General features: G+C 66.3%; 17 protein-coding genes. 8 read left to right on the top strand and 9 right to left on the bottom strand.

The genetic code is table 11. The annotated features are described in order from the left end of the window. The first annotated feature begins 155 nt into the window (after positions 1 to 155). On the top strand, positions 156 to 893 hold the full coding sequence (locus SOM61_RS17635; RefSeq protein ID WP_320475291.1) for a DNA-formamidopyrimidine glycosylase family protein: 738 nt from the start codon (positions 156 to 158) through the stop codon (positions 891 to 893). Positions 894 to 1,085: 192 nt separating this feature from the next. Further along, on the top strand, positions 1,086 to 2,591 hold the full coding sequence (locus tag SOM61_RS17630) for a DUF3369 domain-containing protein (RefSeq protein WP_320475290.1): 1,506 nt from the start codon (positions 1,086 to 1,088) through the stop codon (positions 2,589 to 2,591). A gap of 418 nt (positions 2,592 to 3,009) precedes the next feature. Here the strand turns inward: SOM61_RS17630 and SOM61_RS17625 are convergent, their stop codons facing one another. From SOM61_RS17625 to SOM61_RS17615, 3 genes are all read right to left on the bottom strand, one after another. After that, on the bottom strand, positions 3,010 to 4,965 hold the full coding sequence (locus tag SOM61_RS17625; RefSeq protein WP_320475289.1) for a GAF domain-containing sensor histidine kinase: 1,956 nt from the start codon (positions 4,963 to 4,965) through the stop codon (positions 3,010 to 3,012). Positions 4,966 to 5,065: 100 nt separating this feature from the next. Next, positions 5,066 to 5,569 carry a hypothetical protein gene (locus SOM61_RS17620; RefSeq protein ID WP_320475288.1) on the bottom strand — a complete coding sequence of 168 codons (504 nt, stop codon included), beginning with the start codon at positions 5,567 to 5,569 and terminating at the stop codon, positions 5,066 to 5,068. Between the two features lie 112 nt (positions 5,570 to 5,681). After that, the gene (locus SOM61_RS17615; RefSeq protein ID WP_320475287.1) at positions 5,682 to 5,912 is read right to left on the bottom strand and encodes a hypothetical protein; all 231 of its coding nucleotides are present in this window, start codon (positions 5,910 to 5,912) and stop codon (positions 5,682 to 5,684) included. A 219-nt stretch (positions 5,913 to 6,131) separates the two neighbouring features. Between SOM61_RS17615 and SOM61_RS17610 the strand changes: the two genes are divergently transcribed. After that, on the top strand, positions 6,132 to 6,503 hold the full coding sequence (locus tag SOM61_RS17610) for a hypothetical protein (protein WP_320475286.1): 372 nt from the start codon (positions 6,132 to 6,134) through the stop codon (positions 6,501 to 6,503). A 46-nt stretch (positions 6,504 to 6,549) separates the two neighbouring features. Here the strand turns inward: SOM61_RS17610 and queC are convergent, their stop codons facing one another. Next, entirely contained in the window at positions 6,550 to 7,266 is a 717-nt protein-coding gene (gene queC, locus SOM61_RS17605; RefSeq protein ID WP_320475285.1) for a 7-cyano-7-deazaguanine synthase QueC, read from the bottom strand. 236 nt (positions 7,267 to 7,502) lie between these two features. Here queC and SOM61_RS17600 point away from each other — a divergent pair, with 236 nt between their 5' ends. From SOM61_RS17600 to SOM61_RS17590, 3 genes are read left to right on the top strand one after another with little or no spacing between them, the layout of a single operon-like run. Further along, positions 7,503 to 9,290, top strand: a complete 1,788-nt coding sequence (locus SOM61_RS17600; RefSeq protein WP_320475284.1) for an autotransporter assembly complex protein TamA — start codon at positions 7,503 to 7,505, stop codon at positions 9,288 to 9,290. Continuing rightward, the gene (locus SOM61_RS17595) at positions 9,290 to 13,759 is read left to right on the top strand and encodes a translocation/assembly module TamB domain-containing protein (protein ID WP_320475283.1); all 4,470 of its coding nucleotides are present in this window, start codon (positions 9,290 to 9,292) and stop codon (positions 13,757 to 13,759) included. The genes SOM61_RS17600 and SOM61_RS17595 overlap by 1 nt, the downstream gene beginning before the upstream one ends. Position 13,760: 1 nt before the next feature. Continuing rightward, positions 13,761 to 14,777 (top strand): RsiV family protein, encoded by a 1,017-nt coding sequence (locus tag SOM61_RS17590; protein WP_320475282.1) that lies wholly within the window; start codon positions 13,761 to 13,763, stop codon positions 14,775 to 14,777. Here SOM61_RS17590 and SOM61_RS17585 read toward each other — a convergent pair. Next, entirely contained in the window at positions 14,752 to 15,267 is a 516-nt protein-coding gene (locus tag SOM61_RS17585; RefSeq protein ID WP_320475281.1) for a DUF6622 family protein, read from the bottom strand. The genes SOM61_RS17590 and SOM61_RS17585 overlap by 26 nt on opposite strands. Before the next feature lie 144 nt (positions 15,268 to 15,411). On the opposite strand from SOM61_RS17585, the gene SOM61_RS17580 reads away from it, so the two are divergent. After that, a complete protein-coding gene (locus SOM61_RS17580; RefSeq protein WP_273028024.1) occupies positions 15,412 to 15,711 on the top strand; it encodes a hypothetical protein in 300 nt (99 codons plus the stop codon). Positions 15,712 to 15,761: 50 nt separating this feature from the next. Beyond that, positions 15,762 to 16,655: a LysR family transcriptional regulator gene (locus tag SOM61_RS17575; protein WP_320475280.1), complete on the top strand. Its 894-nt coding sequence runs from the start codon at positions 15,762 to 15,764 to the stop codon at positions 16,653 to 16,655. A gap of 195 nt (positions 16,656 to 16,850) precedes the next feature. Here SOM61_RS17575 and paoC read toward each other — a convergent pair whose 3' ends face one another. The 4 genes from paoC to SOM61_RS17555 all read right to left on the bottom strand — a co-directional run bounded on the left by paoC (position 16,851) and on the right by SOM61_RS17555 (position 21,972). Continuing rightward, complete coding sequence (paoC, locus tag SOM61_RS17570; protein WP_320475279.1) at positions 16,851 to 19,049, bottom strand: aldehyde oxidoreductase molybdenum-binding subunit PaoC; 2,199 nt, start codon at positions 19,047 to 19,049, stop codon at positions 16,851 to 16,853. 17 nt (positions 19,050 to 19,066) lie between these two features. Then, entirely contained in the window at positions 19,067 to 20,020 is a 954-nt protein-coding gene (locus SOM61_RS17565; RefSeq protein WP_320475278.1) for an FAD binding domain-containing protein, read from the bottom strand. Continuing rightward, positions 20,017 to 20,670, bottom strand: coding sequence for an aldehyde dehydrogenase iron-sulfur subunit PaoA (paoA, locus tag SOM61_RS17560; protein WP_320475277.1), 654 nt, complete (start codon positions 20,668 to 20,670; stop codon positions 20,017 to 20,019). Before paoA ends, SOM61_RS17565 begins: the two co-directional genes overlap by 4 nt. 102 nt (positions 20,671 to 20,772) lie before the next feature. Further along, complete coding sequence (locus tag SOM61_RS17555; protein ID WP_320475276.1) at positions 20,773 to 21,972, bottom strand: MFS transporter; 1,200 nt, start codon at positions 21,970 to 21,972, stop codon at positions 20,773 to 20,775. Positions 21,973 to 22,058 lie beyond the last annotated feature (86 nt).

Below are 22,058 nucleotides of genomic sequence, written 5' to 3'. Positions count from 1 at the left end.
TCCTCGGATTGCTTTTATCGTTCGTCTTGCATCGAAATATACGCCGCTTCGTACAGCCGTGCTCGTCTCGAATCGTCGTAGTTTGTATCCAAATGTTAGGCCTCGCACATGCCCAATAGATGGTGATGGATGAGAATGGCACAAGGGAGAATGCCATGCCGGAAGGTCCATCGCTCGTCATCTTGAAGGAACAATCGGCCCGCTTCGTGGGCCAGGACATCGTCCGCGCTGGCGGCAACGTCCGTACCGTCGACCCGGGGCGGCTGGTGGGTCAGCGCATCGTCGGCCTGCATACCTGGGGCAAGCATTTCCTGATCGAGACGCCCGACCTCATCCTGCGCATCCATTTTTTGCTGTTCGGTACCTATCGCATCGACGAGCGGCGCGACAAGGAACCGAGATTGTCGATCGAGACGCAAGACGGCGGCGAAATGAATTTCTATGCCTGCGCGGTCCGCGAGATCGACCGCGCGACCTTCGAGGCCTACGATTTCAGCGCCGACGTCATGTCCGACAGCTGGGATCCGAAACAGGCGCGCAAGAAGCTGCGCGCGCAGCCCGAGCTGCTGGCCTGCGACGCCCTGCTCGATCAGGACATTTTTTCGGGGGTCGGCAACATCATCAAGAACGAGGTGCTGTTTCGCATCCGCGTACACCCGCTGTCGACCATGGGGGCGCTGCCGGCGCCCAAGCTGCGGGCCCTCGTCGATGAGGCGCGCCAGTACAGCTTCGATTTCCTCGGCTGGAAAAAAGCGTTCGTGCTCAAGCAGCACTGGCTGGCCCATGCCAAAAAGATCTGCCCCCGCTGCGATATTCCTTTTAAAAAAGCTAATCTCGGCAATACACAACGGCGCGCCTTTTATTGCGAACGTTGTCAAAAACTCTATGCTTGAAGCATGCTGTCTACTGCCTGCAACAGACCTCCCACTTTTGGCAGAGTAGCTGTTACATTGTCGCTGCACAATTTCAATATTGCCTGTTGTTAAGGGTCATGTGTCGTACTACAATCGACTTGACTCTGGGCTACATTTGCGTTCAGAAATTGCCTGTCCAGACAACTTTTCCCTACGATATCGGATTCGTCTATGTCCTTCCTGTCTTCCGCTGCGCCCAAGCTCGCACCCTGGAAAGTATTGCTGGTCGATGACGAACCCGACATCCACGACATTACCAAGCTGACCCTGGCGCGCTTTCGCCTCGACGGCCGGGCGCTTTCCTTCGTGCATGCCTACAGCGGCGCCGAGGCGAAGGAAGTGCTGGCGCGCGAAAAAGACATCGCGCTGGTCTTCCTGGACGTGGTGATGGAGCGCGAGGACAGCGGCCTGGAAGTGGCGCGCTGGATGCGCCAGGAACTCGACAATCAATTTACCCGCATCGTGCTGCGCACCGGCCAGCCGGGCCAGGCGCCCGAGGAACGCGTGATCGTCGACTACGACATCAACGACTACAAGGAAAAGACCGAGCTCGACCGCACCAAGCTGTTCACCACCACCTTCGCCGCGCTGCGCGCCTACCGCGACATCATGAAGGTCGAGGAAGCGCGCCGCGTGCAACAGACCTACCGCGAAGGCCTGGAACGGGTGATCGCGGCCTCCGCCCACATCTTCCAGCAACGCAACCTGAAGGACTTCGCCAATGGCCTGCTGCAGCAGGTGGTGGCCTTGCTGCGCCTGGAACAGAGCATGCTGCTGCGCCTGAAGGCGGCCAGCGTGATCACCGGCACCAGCCAGTACGAGGTGCTGGCCCAGATCGGCGAGATGGGCGAGGAAGAGATCGGCCCGGAGTTGCTCAGTCAACTGGACGACGCGCGCCACAACCGCATCTCGCGCCTGCACGGCGACACCTATGTCGGCTACTTCCCGAACAATAGCGGCAAGGCCTCGCTGCTGGTGCTCAAGGGCGTGGACGAGATCTCGGACATCGACGCCCAGCTGCTGGAGGTGTTCTGCTCGGGCGTGGCGATCGCCTTCGACAACATCCTGCTCAATCAGGAAATCACCGATACCCAGGCCGAACTGATCCTGCGCCTGGGCGACGTGGTCGAATCGCGCTCGCACGAGGCCGGCAACCACGTGCGCCGCATGTCCCAGGTCTGCCACATGCTGGCGCAGGCTTCGGGCATGCCGGAAGACGAGACGGCGGTCCTGATGCACGCCGCGCCGATGCACGACGTGGGCAAGATCGCCACGCCCGATGCTGTGCTGCTCAAGCCGGGCAAGCTCACCGAAGAAGAATGGGAAATCATGAAGCAGCACCCGACCATCGGGCTGCAGATCCTGGACGGCTCGCAACGCCCGATCCTGAAGGCGGCGGCGGTGATCGCCCACCAGCACCACGAGAAATTCGACGGCAGCGGCTATCCGCAGGGGCTACGCGGCGAGGCCATCCACCCGTATGCGCGCATTGTAGCGGTGGCCGACGTGTTCGACGCGCTGAGCCACAAGCGCTGCTACAAGGATGCGTGGCCGCCGGCGAAGGTGACCGAACACCTGCGCGAGGTGGCGGGGCACCATCTGGATCCGCAGTATGTCGATCTGCTGATCAAGAATATGGATAAGGCGTTGGCGATTAACGAGAAGTGGCCGGATTAAGCTGACCCACGCACACCCGTCGTTCCCGCGCAGGCGCACTGGTGTCCGGAATAATTTCGGCCGCTTGAAAAAGGCCGCTGTATAGGAAAAACCACGTCGTTCCCGCCCTCGCCGGGCGCCTTGGCGGGAACCCAAGTGTGCACGGCAAGTGGCCTAAAAATCGACCTCCGATGAACGTTCGGGTCACGCAAGAGCATGAACATTCTGTGACTTCACTTGGATCCCCGCCTCCGCGGGGATGACGATCCATACGTTGCGTATAAATATTCCGGACGCTAGTGCGCGCAGGCGGGAACCCAAGTCAGCTCGATTGGCCGCAACGTTTATATTTGTCCGCAGACGAACTTAGGTTCCCGCCTCCGCGGGAAGTCGTTACCTCCAGTGGAGGTAACGACGAGGATACGTAGCGGGCAAGGAATCACGCCGCGGCTTTTTCGGCGCGCAGCGACTGTGGAAACCGCAAGTGATACCGCAGTCCTTCCCCCGGCGCACTCTCCACCCTCACCGTCCCACCCAGCGCCCCGGTCACCAGGTTGTACAGGATATGCGCCCCCAACCCGCTCCCCCCCGTCCCCCGCTTGGTGGTAAAGAACGGATCGAACAGCTTGTCCAGCGTGTCCTTGTCCATCCCCGCCCCATCGTCGGCATAGTCGAGCACCACCCAGCCATCTTCTTCGACCGCCGCCCGCACCGTGATATTGCCCGGCTGATCACGCTCAAACCCGTGCACCAGCGAGTTCATCACCATATTGGTCACGATCTGCGACACCGCCCCCGGATAGCTGTCCAGCACCAGGTCCTTCGGACAGTCGACCTCCACCTTCACCGGCCGCCCTTTCAGCTTCGGCTGCAATGACAGCAGCACTTCCCTCAAATAAGCATCGAGATTGAAGCTGCGAATATCGCCCGACGACTGGTCCACCGCCACCTGCTTGAAACTGCGCACGAGCGCCGCGGCGCGCTGGGTATTGGTGGTCATGATGCGCAGCGACTGGTCGACCACGTCGAAGAAGGTGGCCAGGCTTTCTTCCGTCATCTCCCCCGCCGCCAGTTCTTCGCGCGTGAGCTTGAGCTCCTGCACCAGGTGGCTGGTCGCGGTCACGCAAATACCCAGCGGGGTATTGATCTCATGCGCCACGCCCGCCACCAGCCGTCCCAGCGAAGCCAGCTTCTCCTGGCGCACCAGTTCCGACTGCGCTTCCTGCAGCGCGTGCAGGGCGTCGTTGAGCGCCGCATTCTGCTGCTCGAGTTCCTGCTTGGCCTTGCGGATCCTGCGGTCGGCCTGCATGCGCGCGATCGCCACCGCCACGTGGCTGGCCATGAAGGCCAGCAAATCCAGGTCGGCCTTGCTGAACACGATCGCCGGGTCGTAGCTCTGCACCACCAGCACGCCATACGGCTTTTCGTGGACCAGCATCGGCGCCCCCATCCAGCTCGCGATCTCGGTATTGCCGAGAGGCTCGGTGACGACGCCGTTGGCCACCAGCTGGCGGAAGCTGCCCAGGTCGTGCAGCTGCGCCTGCTTGCTCGACAAGACGTAGGAGCACATGGCCTTGCCGAACGGGAAGCGCTGCAGCGAAGGCGCGCTGTCCTTCTGGTCGACGAAATACGGGATGCTGATCTCTTGCGTATCCGGGTGGTATAGCGCGATCAAAAAATTGTCGGCCACCATCAGCTCGCCGATGATCCCGTGCAGGCTGGCGCTCAGTGCGTCGGTGTCGAGCGCCTGGGCCGACAGGTCGGCGATCTGGTACAGCGCGTGCTGCACCTTCTCGGCGCGGCCGCGCTCGGCGACCTCGTGTGCGAGGGCCGCGGTACGCTCCTGCACCGCGCGCTCCAGCCGGTCCATGCTCTGCAGGCCCTGCAGCGCGTTGGACACGTGGTTGGCGATCAATCCAAACAGCGCCTGGTCTTCCGCACTGTAGGTCTCTTCGGGGGAATAGCTCTGGATGACGATCGCCCCCAGCGCCTGGTGATTCTGGTCCAGCAGCGGGCAAGCGACGAAATGTTCCGGCACGCTGCCATCGCCCCAGCGCCCGCTATTCTTCAGGCGTTCGTGGAAATCGGCCGCCGTCAGCACCAGGGTCTGGCGGTTGAGCAGCACCCAGGCGGTTGGCGACTGCTCGGGCGAGGCGAGTGTAATCCGTTCGTTGGGATCGCGGGTACCGTCGGCCTCGTCGACGAAATAAGGGAAGCGCACCGTACCGTCTTCGCGGTCGGCCAGTGCGACGTAGAAATTGGCCGCATACATGATGCGGCCCAGCGCCCGGTGCACGGCCTCGATGAAGGCGGTGATGTCGCTGCAGCTGGTCGATAATTGCCCGATCTCGAGCAGCATCGACTGGACCGCTTCCAGCCGGTCAAGACGTTCCATGCTTCCCCCACGTAATCAGAAAATGCGTAGAGGAAATAGTAGCAGCTTGCCGCCTGCCGCAGCGGTCCGCGGCGGGTGAATGTGGTTTAAATGTGGTGTTTCAGCGCGGGGTGCGGAAATCGTTCTCGATCCAGGCCAGGGCCGAGGCCTGGGTCAGCTTGAAGGTCGGGGCCACCCGCACCTTCGCCACCTGCTCGCCCATCTCGTCCGTCGCGGCCAGCATGGCATACGGGTCGTCGTCGTCCGGCACGATATCGAGCGTCACTTTCAGCTCGCCCTCGCCGGTCGACACGAACAGGTTCTTGTGCAGGATCGCGTGCATGTGCTGCTCGTGGCGGCGGATCACCTCGGACGCGGTCTTGATCAGCGTATTGAAGGCATTCACGTCGAGCGGCTTCGGGTTCTTCTTGTCGCGGCCCATGGTCCAGGGGCCGACCAGCGCCGGTTCCGGCTCGCCGTCCTTGTACATCGCCACCGCCCAGCCTTCGTCATCGTCGTTCTTGATCACGCGCGCGGTCCAGCCATTGCCCTGCCACAGGCGGGGTTCCTGCACCGGACCGGTGTCCTGCTCTTCTTCGTCGTGATCGTGGGTCTGGTCGTTCATCTGCTTCCTTCGGCGGGCTCGCGCCCAAAACCTCGATCATAGATGAAACGGGACCCATGAAAAAGCCCGCACAGGCAAGCAGCGCGGGCTTTTGTGGACTGACTCGACAATATCAGGCCGGACAGTCGTCGACGATGCGCGGACAGCGCCAGTCGGGACCTGGCGGCGGCACGATCGGCGGCCCCACGGGAATAGGCCGCGGGTCGCCGTTTGGCGCAGGCGTATGCCGGTTGAACGGGTTGATGATGATCGGCGGTATCGCGGGCGGCGCCGATGGCGGATTCTTGGCGCCGCCGCCGGCGTGGGCAAGGCCGCCCCGGATTCCATGAAATACAGCGTACATAGGCTCCCCCTGTAACAGAGAGAACCAGTATAGGAAACCCGGCAGGCATTTCAAGCAAAAATTGCCAACAGCTCTGTCCGGCCCCGGCTATGCACGTTTCGTCCCGCAAAACATGCCGCCTGTCGCACACCGGTGGCCGCGCCGCGCATGGAGGCATACAGTTCAAGCATGCAAGAACAAAACGCTGAACCGACTACTACCCCAACTGCGAGGACCACCATGAAAAAATATGCCCCCTACATCATCCTGTTCCTGTTCGCCGCGCTGCTGTTCAACAGCTGGGGCAATGACATGACGGTGAACTTCGACGGCGACGAGATCGACGGCCCGCTGGGCTGGATGCTGGCCACCCTGTTCGCGGGCGGCGGCGCCTTGCTGGCACTGTTCATCACCATCATGGTGGGCGTGCTGCTGGCGGTGATATTCGCCGGCGTTGGCGTGATGCTGCTGGGCTCGCTGGGCATCGGCGCCATCGTCCTGGCCCTGGCGATCTCGCCGCTGCTGCTGCCGCTCCTGATTCCGGTGGCCCTGGTCTGGTACCTGGTGAGCCGTCCACGCAAGGTCAACCTGGAAAAGACCGCCAGCGCCTGAACGCCGTCACGATTTCCTCTGTTGGCCGGGCTTGTCCCGGCCTTTTTTATGCCTGCTTGCGCGCCACGTACTGCTCGTAGCCGCGCGCGCGCAGGGCGCAGGCCGGGCAGGTGCCGCAGCCATGGCCCCAGGGATGCGCGTCGCCACGCTCGCCCAGGTAGCAGGTGTGGGTGTCGAAGCGGATCAGGTCCACCAGGGTGTCGCCACCCTCCTGCTGCGCCAGTTCCCAGGTTTGCGCCTTGTCGATCCACATCAACGGGGTCTCGACCTTCAGGCGCGTCGCCATGCCCAGGTTGAGCGCCACCTGCAGCGCCTTCATGGTGTCGTCGCGGCAGTCCGGATAGCCCGAAAAGTCGGTTTCGCACATGCCGCCCACCAGCACATTCAGGCCGCGCCGGTAGGCCACCGTGGCCGCCACCGTCATGAACATCAGGTTGCGGCCAGGCACGAACGTGTTCGGCAAGCCGTTTTCCTGCATGGCGATCTCAACATTGCTGGTCAAAGCCGTGTCAGAGATTTTCGAGATCAGGGACAGGTCGATCATGTGGTCCTCGCCCAGGCGCGCATCCCAGCCGGGATTGAGCGCGCGCAGCTTCGACAACAAGGTTGGGCGTACCTCCAGTTCGATCGCGTGGCGCTGGCCATAATCGAAACCGATCGTCTCGACCCGCGCATAGCGCTGCAGCGCCCAGGCGAGGCAGGTGGTGGAGTCTTGGCCGCCGCTGAACAGGACGAGCGCGGTGTCAGGAGATTGAATAGTCATGGTGTGAAAGAAGGTTCGCCGCTACAAACGGCGAATTTTGTCATAAATCCCAAGCACCGTGTGCGGATGCTGTCCAGAGGCGCACGCGCAACATTTCGCGTCCGACATCGACTTTGCCAATCAGTTAAGATGCAAAGGAGTATCTTTAGTGGAGTGCCAAGTTGTTACCTCGATCGATTCCCCGCCTGCGTCCCCTTCCCCAACTCATGCGCCAAGCGCTACTGGGTATCGGGGCAATGATGTTCGCCACCATCGTATACGCACAAAACGCGCAGGGAGTCGATTACACGGTCCGCATCGATGCCCCGCGCGCCCTCGAAGAACTGCTCGAAGATAACCTCGACCTGATGCGCTGGCGCGGCAACGCGCGGGTCGACCTCGAACAATTGCAACGCCTGGTCAAGGAGGCGCCCGAACAGGCGCGCACCCTGATCGCCACCGAAGGTTATTACTCGCCCAAGGTCTCGGCCGGCCTGGATACCAGCGGCGCGCGGCCAGTGGCGCGCGTGATCGTCGATCCCGGCCAGCCGGTGCTGGTGGGCGACGTCGACCTGGTGCTGCAGGGCTTCGCCCCGTTCGAACAGGGCGGCGCGCCGGTCGACGCCAATGCCCTGCGCAACCGCTGGACCCTGCCGGTCGGCAGCCAGTTCCGCCAGGGCGACTGGGAAGGCGCCAAGCGCGGCCTGCTGCGCGACGTGGCGCAGACGCGCTTCCCGCGCGCGCGCCTGGTCGAGACCAGCGCCACGGTCGACCCGGACTCGCGCCGCGCCCTGCTGCGCGTGGTGATCGACTCCGGCCCCGAAATGCGCTTCGGCGAGCTGCGCATCCGCGGCCTCAAGCGCTATCCGCGCGAGGTCATCACCAATCTCAACAAGATCAATCCGGGCGACGAATACAGCGAAGCCGCGCTGCAGGCCCTGCAGTCGCGGGTGCAGGACACCGGCTACTTCAGCAGCGTCGAGGTCAGCACCGACATGCGCGCCGTGCTCAATGCCGAGATCGCCGACATCAAGGACGATGACGACGACGACGCCAACCCGGCGACGCCGGAGCGTCCCACCGGCCCAACGACCCTGCCGGTCGTGATACGGGTGACCGAAAACAAGCAGAAGTTCGTGGAGGCCGGCGTCGGCTTCTCGACCGACACCGGCGCCCGCGCCTCGCTGGGCTACGACGACCTGAACGTGTTCGGCAAGCGTTTCAAGAGCGACCTGATCTACGAACAGAAGCGCCAGACCGCGAAGGGCGAATTCTTCTGGCCGACCACGGCCAAGGGCTATAACGACAGCGTCAGCGCCGGGGTCGAGCGCGAAGACCTGCGCGGCGAAATCACCACCCTGGCCAGCGTGGCCGCGCGCCGCACCTGGGGTTCACCGCTGCTCGAGCGCAGCCTGACGCTGGAGGTGCTGACCGAAAAGCGCGAAGTCGAAGGCCTGGAAGCGACCCGCACCAAGAGCCTGCCGCTCACCTACAGCATCACCCGGCGCAAGCTCGACAGCCTGATCCAGCCGACCAACGGCTATGTGTGGAACGCCCAGTTCGGCGGCGCCGTGCTGCCGGTCCTGACCGACGAAAAGTTCCTGCGCCTGTATCTGCGCGGCATCTATTACAAGCCGGTCGGCGCCGCCGGTTCCCTGATCCTGCGCGGCGAGACCGGCGCCGTGGCCTCGAAAGAAAAACTGGGCGTGCCGAGCACCTTCCTGTTCCGCGCCGGCGGCGACCAGTCGGTGCGCGGCTACGGCTACCAGGAACTGGGCGTGCAAGAAAACGGCGCCACCGTCGGCGGGCGCTACCTGGCCACCGCCAGCGCCGAATACCAGTACTGGTTCAAGCCGCCCTGGGGCGTGGCCGTGTTCTACGACGTCGGCAACGCCGCCGACAAGTTCGGCGACCTCAATCCCAAGTCGGGCTACGGCGTCGGCGCGCGCTGGCGCAGCCCGGTCGGCCCGATCAATGTCGACCTGGCCTATGGCCACGCGGTGCGCAAGGCGCGCCTGCACTTCTCACTCGGATTCACGTTCTGATGGATACACCTGAAGATAAGCCTGTAACCCACCAGGCGCCAGCGCCTGACCAGCCTCAGGCGCATAAAACCCGCCGCTGGCCGCGCCGTGTCGCGATCGGCGTCGTCGCCACCGGCGTCATCGTCGGCGGCACGCTGTGGTATCTCGGCCGCGAGACCACGCTGCAAATGATCGTCCAGCGCGTGGCCGACGCCACCGGCGGCAAGCTTACGGTCCAAGGGGTCACCGGTTCGATCTACGGCGCCATGCACATCGAGCGCCTCGTGTGGCGCACCGACGAACAGATCGTCACGGCGCTCAAGATCGACGTCGACTGGTCGCCGTCGCAGATCCTGTCGGGCGGCATCCTGGTCGACAAGCTGTGGGCCGCCAGCGTGCGCATGCAGACGCTCAAGGAAACCGACGAACCGTCGGTGCTGCCGGCGAGCCTTGCGCCGCCGTTCCGGATCGAAGCCGACGACGCACGGCTGAACCGCCTGACGATGGTGAACATCGCCGGCGCCGAAACCGCGATCGACAATATCCGCGTGCGCGCCAAGGGCGACAAGCGCAGCTGGGTGGTGCAGGATGCCGCGGCCAGCACGCCCTGGGGCCAGGTGGCGGCCAACGCCACGCTCGGCGCCCAGCGTCCGTTCAAGATCGACGCCTCGGGCAGCCTCACGCAATCGCAGGCCAGCGCCGGCGCGCGCGCCGCCCAGTTGCAGCTGAAGGTGGGCGGCGACATCGAGAATGCGACCCAGATCGACGCCACCGGCCAGGCCGGGCGCGCCATCGGCGATGCCCATTTCACCATCTCGCCCTACGCTGATATTCCGCTGCGCGCGCTGCGCATCAACGGCCGCAACCTCGATCCGGGCTTCTTCAACCCCGCCCTGCCGACCGCCGACCTGACCCTGGCCGTGGCCGGCAAGCTGGACGCCAACCGCAATATCAGCGGCAGCGTCGACATCGTCAATACCGGGCCGGAAGGGACGATCGACCAGCAACGCCTGCCGCTGCGCGCCGCGCGCGGCCAGCTGGGCGGCAGCCTGGATGCGGTGCGGATCTCCGACGTGCTGCTGGACTTCGGCGCCGCCGGCAAGTTCACCGGCACCGGCGGCGTCCAGCGCGAGAAAGACGAAGAAGGCATCGGCACCGCGCGCTTCGCCCTGCAGACCGAGCGCTTCAACCTGCGCGAAGTCCATTCGGCGATGAAGCCGACCGCGATCAAAGGCAGTATTGCCGTCACCAACGAGGCCACGCGCCAGACCCTGGAAGCGAACCTGGCCGATGCGGGCCTGCGCCTGTCGGCCCTGGCCACGCTGGAAAACAATGTGGCGACGCTGAACGAAGCGCGCCTGAACGCGGGCCGCGGCAGCGTCACCGCCAGCGGCAGCATGAATCTCGAGGGCGACAAGGCCTTCAAGGCCACCGCCAGTGCAAACCGCTTCGACCCGTCGGCCTTCGGCGACCTGCCGGTGGCCGACATCAACGCCACGATCAATGCCGCCGGCGCCTTGAGCCCCGAGTGGAAGGTCGACGCCGACTTCGCCGTGCGCCAGAGCCGCCTGATGAACCAGGCGCTATCCGGCAGCGGCAAGCTCAGCGCCGATGCGAAACGCATCAGCGGCATCGACGCCAACCTGGCGCTGGGCCAGAACAAGGTCGATCTGAAGGGCGCCTTCGGCGGCGCCGGCGACCGCCTCAACTGGCGCCTGGATGGCCGCCAGCTGGCGGCGGTGCGCAGCGACCTGTATGGCGCGGTCATCGCCACTGGCGTCGTCAGCGGCACCATGGAAGCGCCGCGCACGACCTTCGAGATAAACGCGCAAGACCTGGGCTGGGTCGCGGCCCAGCGCAAGAACGGCAGCGGCGTGCTGCGCGCCAGCGGCGAAGCCTGGCTCGGCGGCGCCGAGGGCGCGCGCGCGGTGGAAGTCAAGGCCAGCGGCAGCACCCAGCGCTTCAACCCGGCGGCCTTCGGCTCTCCGCTGGCCGGCAACATCAATTCGACCTTCAGCGGCAGCGGCCGCGCCGGCGCCGACTGGCGCGGCGCGCTCGACTTCAAGCTGGCCGACGATTCGACGCTGGCCAACTCGCCGCTGCGCGGCCATGCGCGCCTGACGGCCGACCGCCGCCACGTGTCCAATGCCGACGTCGACCTGCGCATCGGTCCGAACATCATCGCCGCCAATGGCGCCTTTGGCCTGGCGCGCGATGCGCTCAACTGGAAGATCGACGCGCCGCAGCTGGCGGCGCTCGGCCCCGAGTTCGGCGGCGTGCTGCGCGGCTCGGGCGTGTTGTCCGGCACCATGGACACGCCTTCGCTGACCGCCACGCTCGAAGGCCAGAACCTCAAGGCATTGGGCACGCACAATGTGCGCTCGCTGCGCGCCAGCGCCAACCTGGGTTCCGGTCGCGGCGCGGCCGATCCGCTGGTCAGCAACGTGGAGGTGCTCGACTACGCCAGCGGCGAGACCCGCGTGGCGTCGGTGCGCCTGCAGACCTCGGGCACGCGCGGCGAACACACCGTGAAACTATCGGCCCTGGGCGACGCCTTCGATGCCAACACCGAAATCCGCGGCGGCTTCAATCGCGACACCTGGAGCGGCACCCTGGCCGCGCTGCAGAACCGCGGCCGCTACGCCATGCGCCTGCAGAATCCGGTGCCGGTCACGATCGCCGGCGCGCCGGGCTCCGGCCTGGGCGGCCTGGCCAGCCCGGAACGCATCGCCTTCAACGGCGCCGTGATCGCACTGCCGAACGGCAGCATCACGGTCGACACGCTCACCAAGGATGGCCCGCGCTGGAGCAGCCGCGGCCACGCCGACAAGGTGCCGCTCACCTACCTGGCCCAGTTCTCGCCGGCCCTGGCCGACAACGCGCGTGGCGACCTGACCCTGGGCGCCGCCTGGTCGGTCGACATGCGCGCGCCCGTTGCCAACGGCGCCGCGCCTTCGCTGGCCGGTAACGTACGCGTGTTCCGCGAAGCCGGCGACGCCATCGTCGGCGGCGACACGCCGGTGCCGCTCGGCCTGCGCCGGCTGGAAGCGTCCGCCGAAGTGGTCGGCAGCGGCCTGCGTGTGAACCTGGACTTCGACGGCGCCCGAACCGGCGTGGCGAAAGTCGAGGCCAACGCCCAGATGCTGAACGGCCGCCTCGAGCGCGACAGCCCGCTGCGCATGACGGCCAATGCCGACATCCCGTCGATCGCCTGGCTTGCCTCGCTGGCCGGCCAGCCGGGACTGGAACTCGACGGCGCGCTGCGCCTGGCCATGACAGGCAGCGGCACCATCGGCAGCCCGAGTCTGAACGGCAACCTCGATGGCGACAAGCTGGCGGTGCGCTGGGCCGAACAGGGCGTGCGCCTGCAGAACGGCGAGTTGCGCGCCCAGCTCGGCGGCGACCAGCTGCGGATAGAGCGCCTGACCTTCCAGGGCCGCCAGGGCAGCGCCGCGGCCAGCGGCTTCGTGCGCTTCGCCGACGGCGCGCCGACCATGGACCTGCGCCTGAACATGCAGAAGCTCGAAGCGCTCTCGCGCCCCGACCGCACCGTGATCCTCAGTGGCCAGGCTTCGCTGGTGCGCGACGCCAGCCGCTTCGCGCTGGAAGGTAAATTCCGCGCCGACCGCGCGCTGATCGAATTCGCGCCACAAGGCACGCCGACCATTTCGGACGACGTGATCGTGCTGGGCCGCGGCGTTGATAAAAAAACGCCGACCACCCAAGAGAAGGAAGTTCCACTGACGGTCGACCTCGCGGCCGACCTGGGCGACGATTTCCACGTGCGCGCCATGGGCATCGACGCCTACCTGGCCGGCAATGCGCGGGTGCGCATGACCGGCGCCGGCCAGCCGCGCATTAATGGAACCATTCGGGCTGTCAATGGCACCTACGCCGCCTATGGCCAGAACCTGTCGATCGAGCGCGCGGTGCTGACCTTCAGCGGCCCTTACGACAACCCGTCGCTCGACATCCTGGCGGTGCGCAAGCGTCCCGAGGGCGAGCAGCTCTCGGAGACCAATGTCGAAGCGGGCGTGCAGGTGCGCGGCACCGCGCAGTCGCCTACCGCGCGCCTGGTGTCGACGCCGAATGTGTCGGACAGCGACAAGCTGTCCTGGCTGGTGCTGGGCCACAGCATGGAAGCGGCCAGCGGCGACCAGAAAGGCGTGCTGACGGCAGCCGCCAGCGCCCTGCTGGGCGGCAGCGGCGGCACCGGCGGCATCCAGTCCAAGATCGCCAACTCGCTGGGCGTGGATGAACTGGGACTCAAGCAGGGCGCGGGCGGCGGCGATTCGTCGGGCCTGGAAAGCACCGTGGTCACGGTCGGCAAGCGCATCTCGTCGCGCGCCTACCTGAGCTTCGAGCAGGGCACCAGCACCGCCTCGAGCCTGGTGCGCCTGCGCTACAAGCTCACGCCGCGCATCGCGCTGCAGTTCCAGACCGGGACCAATAGTGCGCTCGACGTGCTGTACTCCTGGGCCTTCGACTAAATTGAGAGCGGCCGCCTGCCTCGTCCCCACGCTGCTGACGCTCGCCGGGCCGGCGACGGCGCAAGAGCATGGCGACCTGCTGCAGGCGCCCGAGCGCATCGAGTGGGAGGTCGGCGGCCTGTATGAAGGCCGCTTCCCGGACGGCAGGCCGTTCCAGGTCGCGCTGGCCTATCCGGCGCCTGGCAGCCTGCCGGGCGACGCCGCGAAGATCATGGACAACGCCTACTGGTTCCCGCGCGACTACACGGGCAAGGCCCGCAGCCTGGAAATGCTTGAGGCGCCGGCCGGCGTGACGCACCTGGCGCCCCTGCTCGACTCCGGCGCCCAGGCGCCCGAACGGTTCTCGATCGCCCTCGACGCCGGCCGGCACGCCGGCAAGGGCAGCTGGACGCAGGAAGAGCCGGCCAAGACCTTGCCATTTTCGTTGAAGCGCATCGTGGCATACCGCGCGGTCGCCGTCACCCGGCCGTCGCCGCAGGCCCAGGCCGAGGGTTCGGACCAGCCATTCGTGTTTTCCGCCGTGTTTCCGGTATTCGGGGACAAGGTTCTGGACGCCTGGGTGCGGGACATGGCCGGCCGCTGCGATGCGGATACCGAATGCACCAACAAGGTCCTGGTGCGATGGCATTCGAAGGGCCAGCTGTCGCTCGACGCCAGCGCCTGGACCTTTGGCTTCGGCGCCGCCCACGGCAACTACGGTTCATCGATGCGTCACTATGCGCTTGGCGGTGGCAAGGCCGTGCACACCCGTTTCACGGGCTTCGTCGACGCGGGCACGGCCTGTCGTGAAAAAGTCTCCGCCGCGCTCGTGGCCAGGCTGGCCGCGCAAGGGCTGTCATGGGCCGAGCAAGGCGCGCTGGACGTGTTCAAGGAACCGAAGTTCATCCCCCTGCCCTCCGGCATCGAATTCCACTGGGACCCGTATGAAGTGGGCAGCTTCGCCCAGGGCATCCCGAGCGTGTTCCTGACTCGCGCTGAACTGGAAGGCTGCGTCAGGAACCTGCCGCACGGCGGTTGACGCAGGCGCGAGCGTCGAACCCGACGTCGCGCAGCAGGCGGCCCAGGAAGTAGCCGTTGAAGACGCCGAACATGGCGCATACCCCGGCCACCACCATCGGCTGGCCTGCCAGGTCCGGGCGCACGGCCAGCAGCACCGACGTCACGTACTTGAGCGTGAAGATCGACAGCATCAGCACCAGCGGGACGACGCTGCCGGCCACGCGCACCCGGCCCGGCGCACTGCCGGGCGCCACGCGCACGCGGCCGAAGCGCCAGGCCAGCAGCGCCGCCGCGGCAAAAGCCGCCGTCCATGCGATGAACGCAGTCGCGTCGAATCCGAACTTGCGCGCGATATCGTGCAGGGACAGGATGAGCAACACCAGCGGCAGCACGAACATCCTGGGCATGGCGATCTCACGCTCGCGCAGTTCGGCGACGCCGCGCCACACGAGGAAGGCGAGGATGGCCCAGACGTAGAGAGGCGTGTGGCTCAGGATCTGGATCAGCATGGCGGGCTCCGGCAAGTGGTTGGAAGTGACGCCAGTATCCCGAGCTTGCGCCTGCTGCGTGGGACGATGCGACGAAGCGCCGCCGCCGCGGCGCGAAACGCATGTGCACGGCGCGAAATTCGCCGCAGCCGGGTAGAATCCCGCATGCCGCGCAAAACTCCCATCTTCCCAGGCCCACGCACCGCACGCGGCGCCGTGCTGGCCGTCCTGCTGTCGGGCGCCGACCAGGCCGGCGCCGAGCCGCTGCGCGGCCGCGTGACCCTGGCCGCCATCGTCCGCGCGCTCAAGCGCAAATACCACTGGCCGATCGACACCACGAGCTTCCCGTCCAACGCCGCCGACGGCCGCGCCACCTGGGCCACGGTCTACAGCCTGCCGCAGGACGTCATTGACGCGGCGCTGGACGCGAAGGGCCGCGACTGGCTCAAAAGCACGAATCCATGAAAAATAATCATTGATGCACCGCCTGTTTGATGTTCCTGTATCATCAATCAATGGCCCGTGACAACATCAACGATATCCTCGTCTTTCTCGCCGTCGCCCGCGAGCGCAGCTTCACGCGCGCCGCGGCGAAACTCGGCATGACCCAGTCGGCGCTCAGCCACATCGTGCGCTCGCTGGAAGCGCGCCTGGGCGTGCGCCTGCTCACGCGCACCACGCGCAGCGTGTCGCCGACCGAGGCCGGCGAGCGCCTGCTGCAGAACGTGGGCCCGCGGCTGGAAGAGATCGAGGCGGAGATCACGGCCGTCAGCGACCTGGGCGACAAGCCGGCCGGCACGATCCGCATCACCGCGATCGACCACGTGATCGACACGATCCTGTGGCCGCGCATCGCGCCGCTGCTGCCGCAATACCCCGACCTGCACGTCGAAATCAGCTCCGACTATCGATTGATCGACATCGCCGCCGAGCGCTACGACATCGGCGTGCGCCATGGCGACCAGCTCGAGAAGGACATGATCGGCGTACGCCTGACGGCGGAGGTGCCGATGCGGATCGTCGGCGCCCCCGCCTATTTCGCGCGGCACCCGGTGCCCACTTCGCTGCAGGAGCTCATGAAGCACAACTGCATCACCTTGCGCCTGCCCAGCAGCGGCGGGCTGTATGCGTGGGAACTGGCGCACGAAGGCCAGCCACTGGACGCGCGCGTGCGCGGACAGTCGGTGTTCACCAACGTCTACCACATGCTGGACGCCGCATTGCACGGCGTCGGCATCGCCTTCCTGCCCGAAAGTCTGGTCGGCCCGCACCTGCAGGCCGGGCGGCTGGTCAGCGTGATGGACGACTGGTGTGTCCCCTTCGAACCGCTGCACGCCTTCTACCCCAGCCGCCGCCATTCATCGCGCGCGCTGATGCTGGTGATCGACGCCATCCGTTTCAAGGAGTAGCGCCGATCGCGCGCCGTCAGGCCAATGACGGTAAGTTAAGCTAGCTGAGCTAGCCGCCAAATACGTCGTCCCCACGAAGGTGGGGACCCAAGTTCTGCATACGTCGTCGAAACGCTTGCAAGATTGGGTCCCCACCTGCGTGGGGACAACTTTTTTTATGCTAACTCAAGAAGACTTCTGCCTGACTTAACGGCATCAGGCCAGTGACGGCATCTTCTCCAGCATCTTGTCGAGCGTGACCGGATAGTCGCGCACGCGCACGCCGGTGGCGTTGTAGATCGCGTTCGCCACCGCCGCGCCGACGCCGCACAGGCCCAGTTCACCGATGCCCTTGGCCTTCATCGGCGACGTCGTCGGGTCGGTCTCGTCGATGAAGATCACCTCCTGGTGCGGGATGTCGGCGTGCACCGGCACCTCGTAGCTGGCCAGGTCGTGGTTGACGAAGAAGCCGTGGCGCTTGTCGACGGCCAGGTGTTCCATCAGCGCGCCACCCACGCCCATCGTCATCGCGCCGATCACCTGGCTGCGCGCCGATTTGGGGTTCAGGATGCGGCCCGCCGCGCACACCGACAGCATGCGCCGCACGCGCACCTCGGCCGTGGCGACGTCCACCGCGACCTCGACGAAATGGGCGCCGAAGGTCGACTGCTGCATCTTCTTTTCCAGGTCGCCGTATTCCATCGTGTCCTCGGCCACGATGACCCCGCCCTTGGCCACCTCGGTCAACGGCACCGAACGAGCGCCCACGCGCACGACCCCATCGGTGAATTCGGCCTTGGCCGCATCCAGTCCCGCCTTCTGTGCGATCTGCTCGCGCAGCTTGACGCAGGCCGCGTAGACGCCGGCGGTGGCGCTGTTGGCGCCCCACTGGCCGCCCGAACCTGCCGACACCGGATAATCCGAGTCGCCCAGGCGCACGTTGATGCGCTCGACCGGCAGGCCGAGCATCTCGGCCGCGGTCTGCGCGATGATGGTGTAGCTGCCGGTGCCGATATCGGTCATATCGGTTTCGACCGTCACCTTGCCGTCGCTTTCCAGGCGCACGCGCGCGGCGGACTTCAGGTTCATATTGTTGCGGAAGGCCGAGGCCATGCCCATCCCGACCAGCCACTGTCCCTCGCGCACCTGGCCGGGCTTGGCCTGCCGTTTATCCCAACCGAAGCGTTCGGCGCCCTGGCGCAGGCACTGCACATAGCGCCGCTGCGAGAACTTGCGGCCCGGTTTTTCAGGATCGACCGTGGTGTCGTTGACGACGCGGAAGGTGACCGGGTCCATCTTGAGCTTCTCGGCCATCTCGTCCATCGCCACCTCGAGCGCCATCATGCCCGGCGCCTCGCCCGGCGCGCGCATCGCATTCCCCTCGGGCAGGTCGAGCGTGGCCAGTTGCAGGCGCGTCAGGCGATTAGCGCCCGCGTACAGAAAGCGGGTCTGCTGGACCGCGGTTTCCGGTCCGCCGCCCGGCAAGTCGCCCGACCAGCTTTCGTGGGCGATGGCGTTGATGCGGCCTTCGCGCGTGGCGCCGATGCGGATGCGCTGGATCGTCGCCGGACGGTGGGTGGTGTTGTTGATCATCAGCGCGCGTTGCAGCGCGACCTTGACCGGCCGCTTGGCAGCGCGGGCGCCGAGCGCCGCCAGCACCGCCTCGGCGCGCAGGAACAGCTTGCCGCCGAAGCCGCCGCCGATATAGGGCGAGACCAGGCGCACGTTGCGGGGCGGGACGCCGAGCGTCTTGGCCAGGTCTTGCTTGCCCCAGTCGATCATCTGGTTCGAGGTCCAGACGGTCACCTTGTCGCCATCCCACGAAGCGATCGAGGCATGCGGCTCCATCATCGCGTGCGACTGGTCGGGCGTGGTGTAGGTGGCGTCCAGCTTGACCGGCGCGCCCGCGAAGGCGCCGTCGAAATCGCCGACCTTCGATTCCGCATCGCCGGTCTTGGGCGTGACCGCCGCGTTCATCGCAGCAAGCAGGTCGTAGGAGCCGTTCGCCTTCGCGTACTCGACCTTCACCAGCGACGACGCCGCGCGCGCCTGCTCGAAGGTCTCGGCCACGACGACGCCGACCGCCTGGTGGTAGTGCTGCACTTCGGGGCCGGCCAGCAGGTGGGCGGTGTTGAAGTTGCCCTTGCCCAGCTTGCCGGCGTTCTCATGGGTGACGACGGCGATCACGCCCGGCGCGCGGCGCGCCGCGGCGGTGTCGATCGACACGATGCGGCCCTTGGCGATCGCCGCGCCGATGACGTAGCCGTAGGCAGCATTCGGCGCTGCCGCATGCTGCTCGTAGGCGTAAGGGGCGGAGCCGGTGGTCTTCTGCGGGCCGTCGATGCGATCCAGCGGCTTGCCGACGACCTTCATCTGGTCGATCGGATTGGTGGTTTCGGGTTTCGTAAATTTCATGGTCTCAAGCCTTTCATTCAGCTCGCGCGGGCTTGCGCCAGGATGGCATCGAGCGTGCGCTCGACGAGCAGGATCTTGTACGCGTTATCAATGGTCGTGCGGGCGCCGGCCAACAATTGCGCAGTGGTGGCCTTGCCGCCGCGCGGCAGTTGGCTCTCCGCCGCCGGCACGCGCCACGGCTTGTGCGCCACGCCGCCCACGGCCACGCGGCCGCTGCCGTCCGGCTGCACCACGGCCGCCACCGAGATCAGGGCAAAAGCGTAAGAGGCACGGTCGCGCACCTTGCGGTAGTAATGCTTTCCGCCCAGCGGCTTGGGCAGGGTCACCGCCGTGATCAGCTCACCCGGCATCAGGCTGTGCTCGATGTGCGGCGTCGTGCCCGGCAGGCGATAGAAGTCGGCGATCGGAATCGTGCGCGCGCTGCCGTCGGGCCGCACGGTCTCGACGCCGGCATCCAGCAATTGCATGGCCACCGCCATATCACTCGGGTGCGTCGCGATGCAGGCATCGCTCTGGCCCACGATCGCATGGCCGCGCGTGTGGCCGCCGATGGCCGAGCAGCCGCTGCCTGGCACGCGCTTGTTGCACGGCATATTGGTGTCGTAGAAGTAGGGGCAGCGGGTGCGCTGCAGCAGATTGCCGGCGGTGGTCGCCTTGTTGCGCAACTGGGTCGAGGCGCCGGCCAGCAGCGCGCGCGACAGCACCGCGTAATCCTTGCGCACGCGCGCGTCGGCCGCCAGGTCGGTGTTGCGCACCAGGGCGCCGATGCGCAGGCCGCCCTCCCTGGTCGCCTCGATCTTGTCGAGCGCCAGGCCGTTCACGTCGATCAGGTGGGCCGGGGTTTCGATCTCGAGCTTCATCAGGTCGAGCAGGTTGGTGCCGCCCGCGATGAAACGCGCGTTAGGTGTCTTGGCGGCGGCGGCCGCCGCCTCGGCCGGGGTCGCGGCCTTCTGGTAGCTGAATGCCTTCATGCCTTGACTCCTCCGACTTCCTTGATCGCATCGATGATGTTCGAATAGGCGCCGCAGCGGCAGATATTGCCGCTCATGCGCTCGCGGATCTCGTCGACGGACAGCAGCGGTTTGGCGTTCAGGTCGCCGGTCACATGGCTCGGGATACCCTGGCGGATCTCGTCGATCACCGCCACGGCCGAACAGATCTGCCCCGGGGTACAGTAGCCGCACTGGAAGCCGTCGTGCTTGACGAACGCCGCCTGCATCGGATGCAGCTTGTCGGGCGTGCCCATGCCTTCGATGGTGGTGATCTCGGCGCCGTCGTGCATGATTGCGAGGCTCAGGCAGGAATTGATGCGGCGGCCGTCGACCAGTACTGTGCAGGCGCCGCACTGGCCCTGGTCGCAGCCCTTCTTGGTGCCGGTCAGGTGCAGGTGTTCGCGGAGCAGATCGAGCAGCGTGGTGCGGGTGTCGAGCGTCAGCTCGCGCGGCTGGCCGTTCACGCTCAGCGTGACCTTGCTGGTCACCGGCGCCGGCGTCTGGGCCGCGCCGGCTGCGCCCTGCGCCGCCTGGGCGCCGGCCAGCGGCAGGGCCGCCGCCGTCGCGCCGAGCGCGCCGCCGATCAGGACACCGCGCCGGGTCTGGTTGATGTTGGTGGAGTCGTCCATCAGGTATGCTTCCTTCTGTCAGCGGTTAAAAAATCCGGTTGATGTTACGGCAAGCCCTTACTTCGATTCATGAAGGACACGGCATAGGCTTATGTCCCCTGCTCATGAATCGGCATGACGCGCCGACCGTGCCGCCAGCAGCGCAACGAAGGCGGCGGCAACCAGCAGGCCCGCGCTCAGGTAAAAGGTCGCGCGATAGCCGCTGGCGTCGAACAGCAGGCCGCCCAGGGTCGCGCCGAGCATGATCGCAAGCTGGACCACGGCCACCATCAGCCCGCCGCCCGCTTCCGCATCCTGCGGCAGGGTCTGGGCCAGCCAGGTCCACCAGCCGACCGGCGCCGAGGTCCCGACCAGTCCCCAGACCGCGAGCAGCACGGTCACCGCCGCCGCCGAATGGCCGAAGGCGACCAGCGCGCCGGCCACCAGCGCCATCGCGAGCGGCATCGCCACCAGCACCCGGTGCAATCGGTCCTTGAGCACCGCGCCGATCAGGGTCGTGCCGACGAAGCCGGCCACGCCCAGCACCAGCAGCATCAGCGACAGGCTTGCGGCGCTCACGCCGGTGACGCCCTCCAGGAATGGGCGCAGGTAGGTAAACAGCGCGAACTGCCCCATGAACAGCAGGCTCACCGCCGCCATGCCGAGGACGACCGCCGGCCGCCGCAACAGGCGCGGGATGCAGCCCGCTGCCGGGGCCTGGCTGGCGCGCAGCGAAGGAAGGCTGAACAGCAGCCAGGCGAGCGCGATCGCCGCCACCGGCACCAGGCAAAAGAAAGCGCCGCGCCAGCCGACGATGGCGCCGAGATAGCTGCCGGCCGGCGCCGCGATGACGGTCGCCAGCGCATTGCCGCCATTGAGCAGGGCCAGGGCGCGCGGCACGTCGCGCGCCGGCACCAGGCGCATGACGGTCGCCGCCGACATCGACCAGAAACCGCCGATGGCGACGCCGATCAGCGCGCGGCCGACCATGAACAGGAAGTAGTTGGGCGCGAACGCAGCCACGGTGCCGGAAACGATCATCAGGCAGGTCAGGCCCAGCAGCAGGATCTTGCGGTCGAGCCGTCCGACGATCGAACCGAGGAACAGGCTGGTAAGCAGCGCGAAGAGGCCGGAAATCGCGATCGACTGGCCGGCCTGGCCTTCGCTGATGCGCAGCTCGGCCGCCAGCGGCGTGAGCAGGCTGACCGGCATGAATTCGGAGGCGACCAGGGCGAATGCGGCGAGCGACATCGCCATCACGGCGCCCCATGCCGCAGGCTGGGCCGGCTTGCTGTCGCAAGCGGCGGAAATGGTTGGATTCATTGTTTAGCGAACAGAGGATGATGCTGAATCAGCAGCGATGCGGGGCGACGCGGACGCCGCCCGGGCGACCCGCACTGCTGCGGGCC

This window comes from Massilia sp. CFBP9012 (assembly GCF_034045115.1).
Classification (GTDB): Bacteria; Pseudomonadota; Gammaproteobacteria; order Burkholderiales; family Burkholderiaceae_D; genus Telluria.
This window is presented reverse-complemented; position numbering and strand designations above follow the sequence as displayed.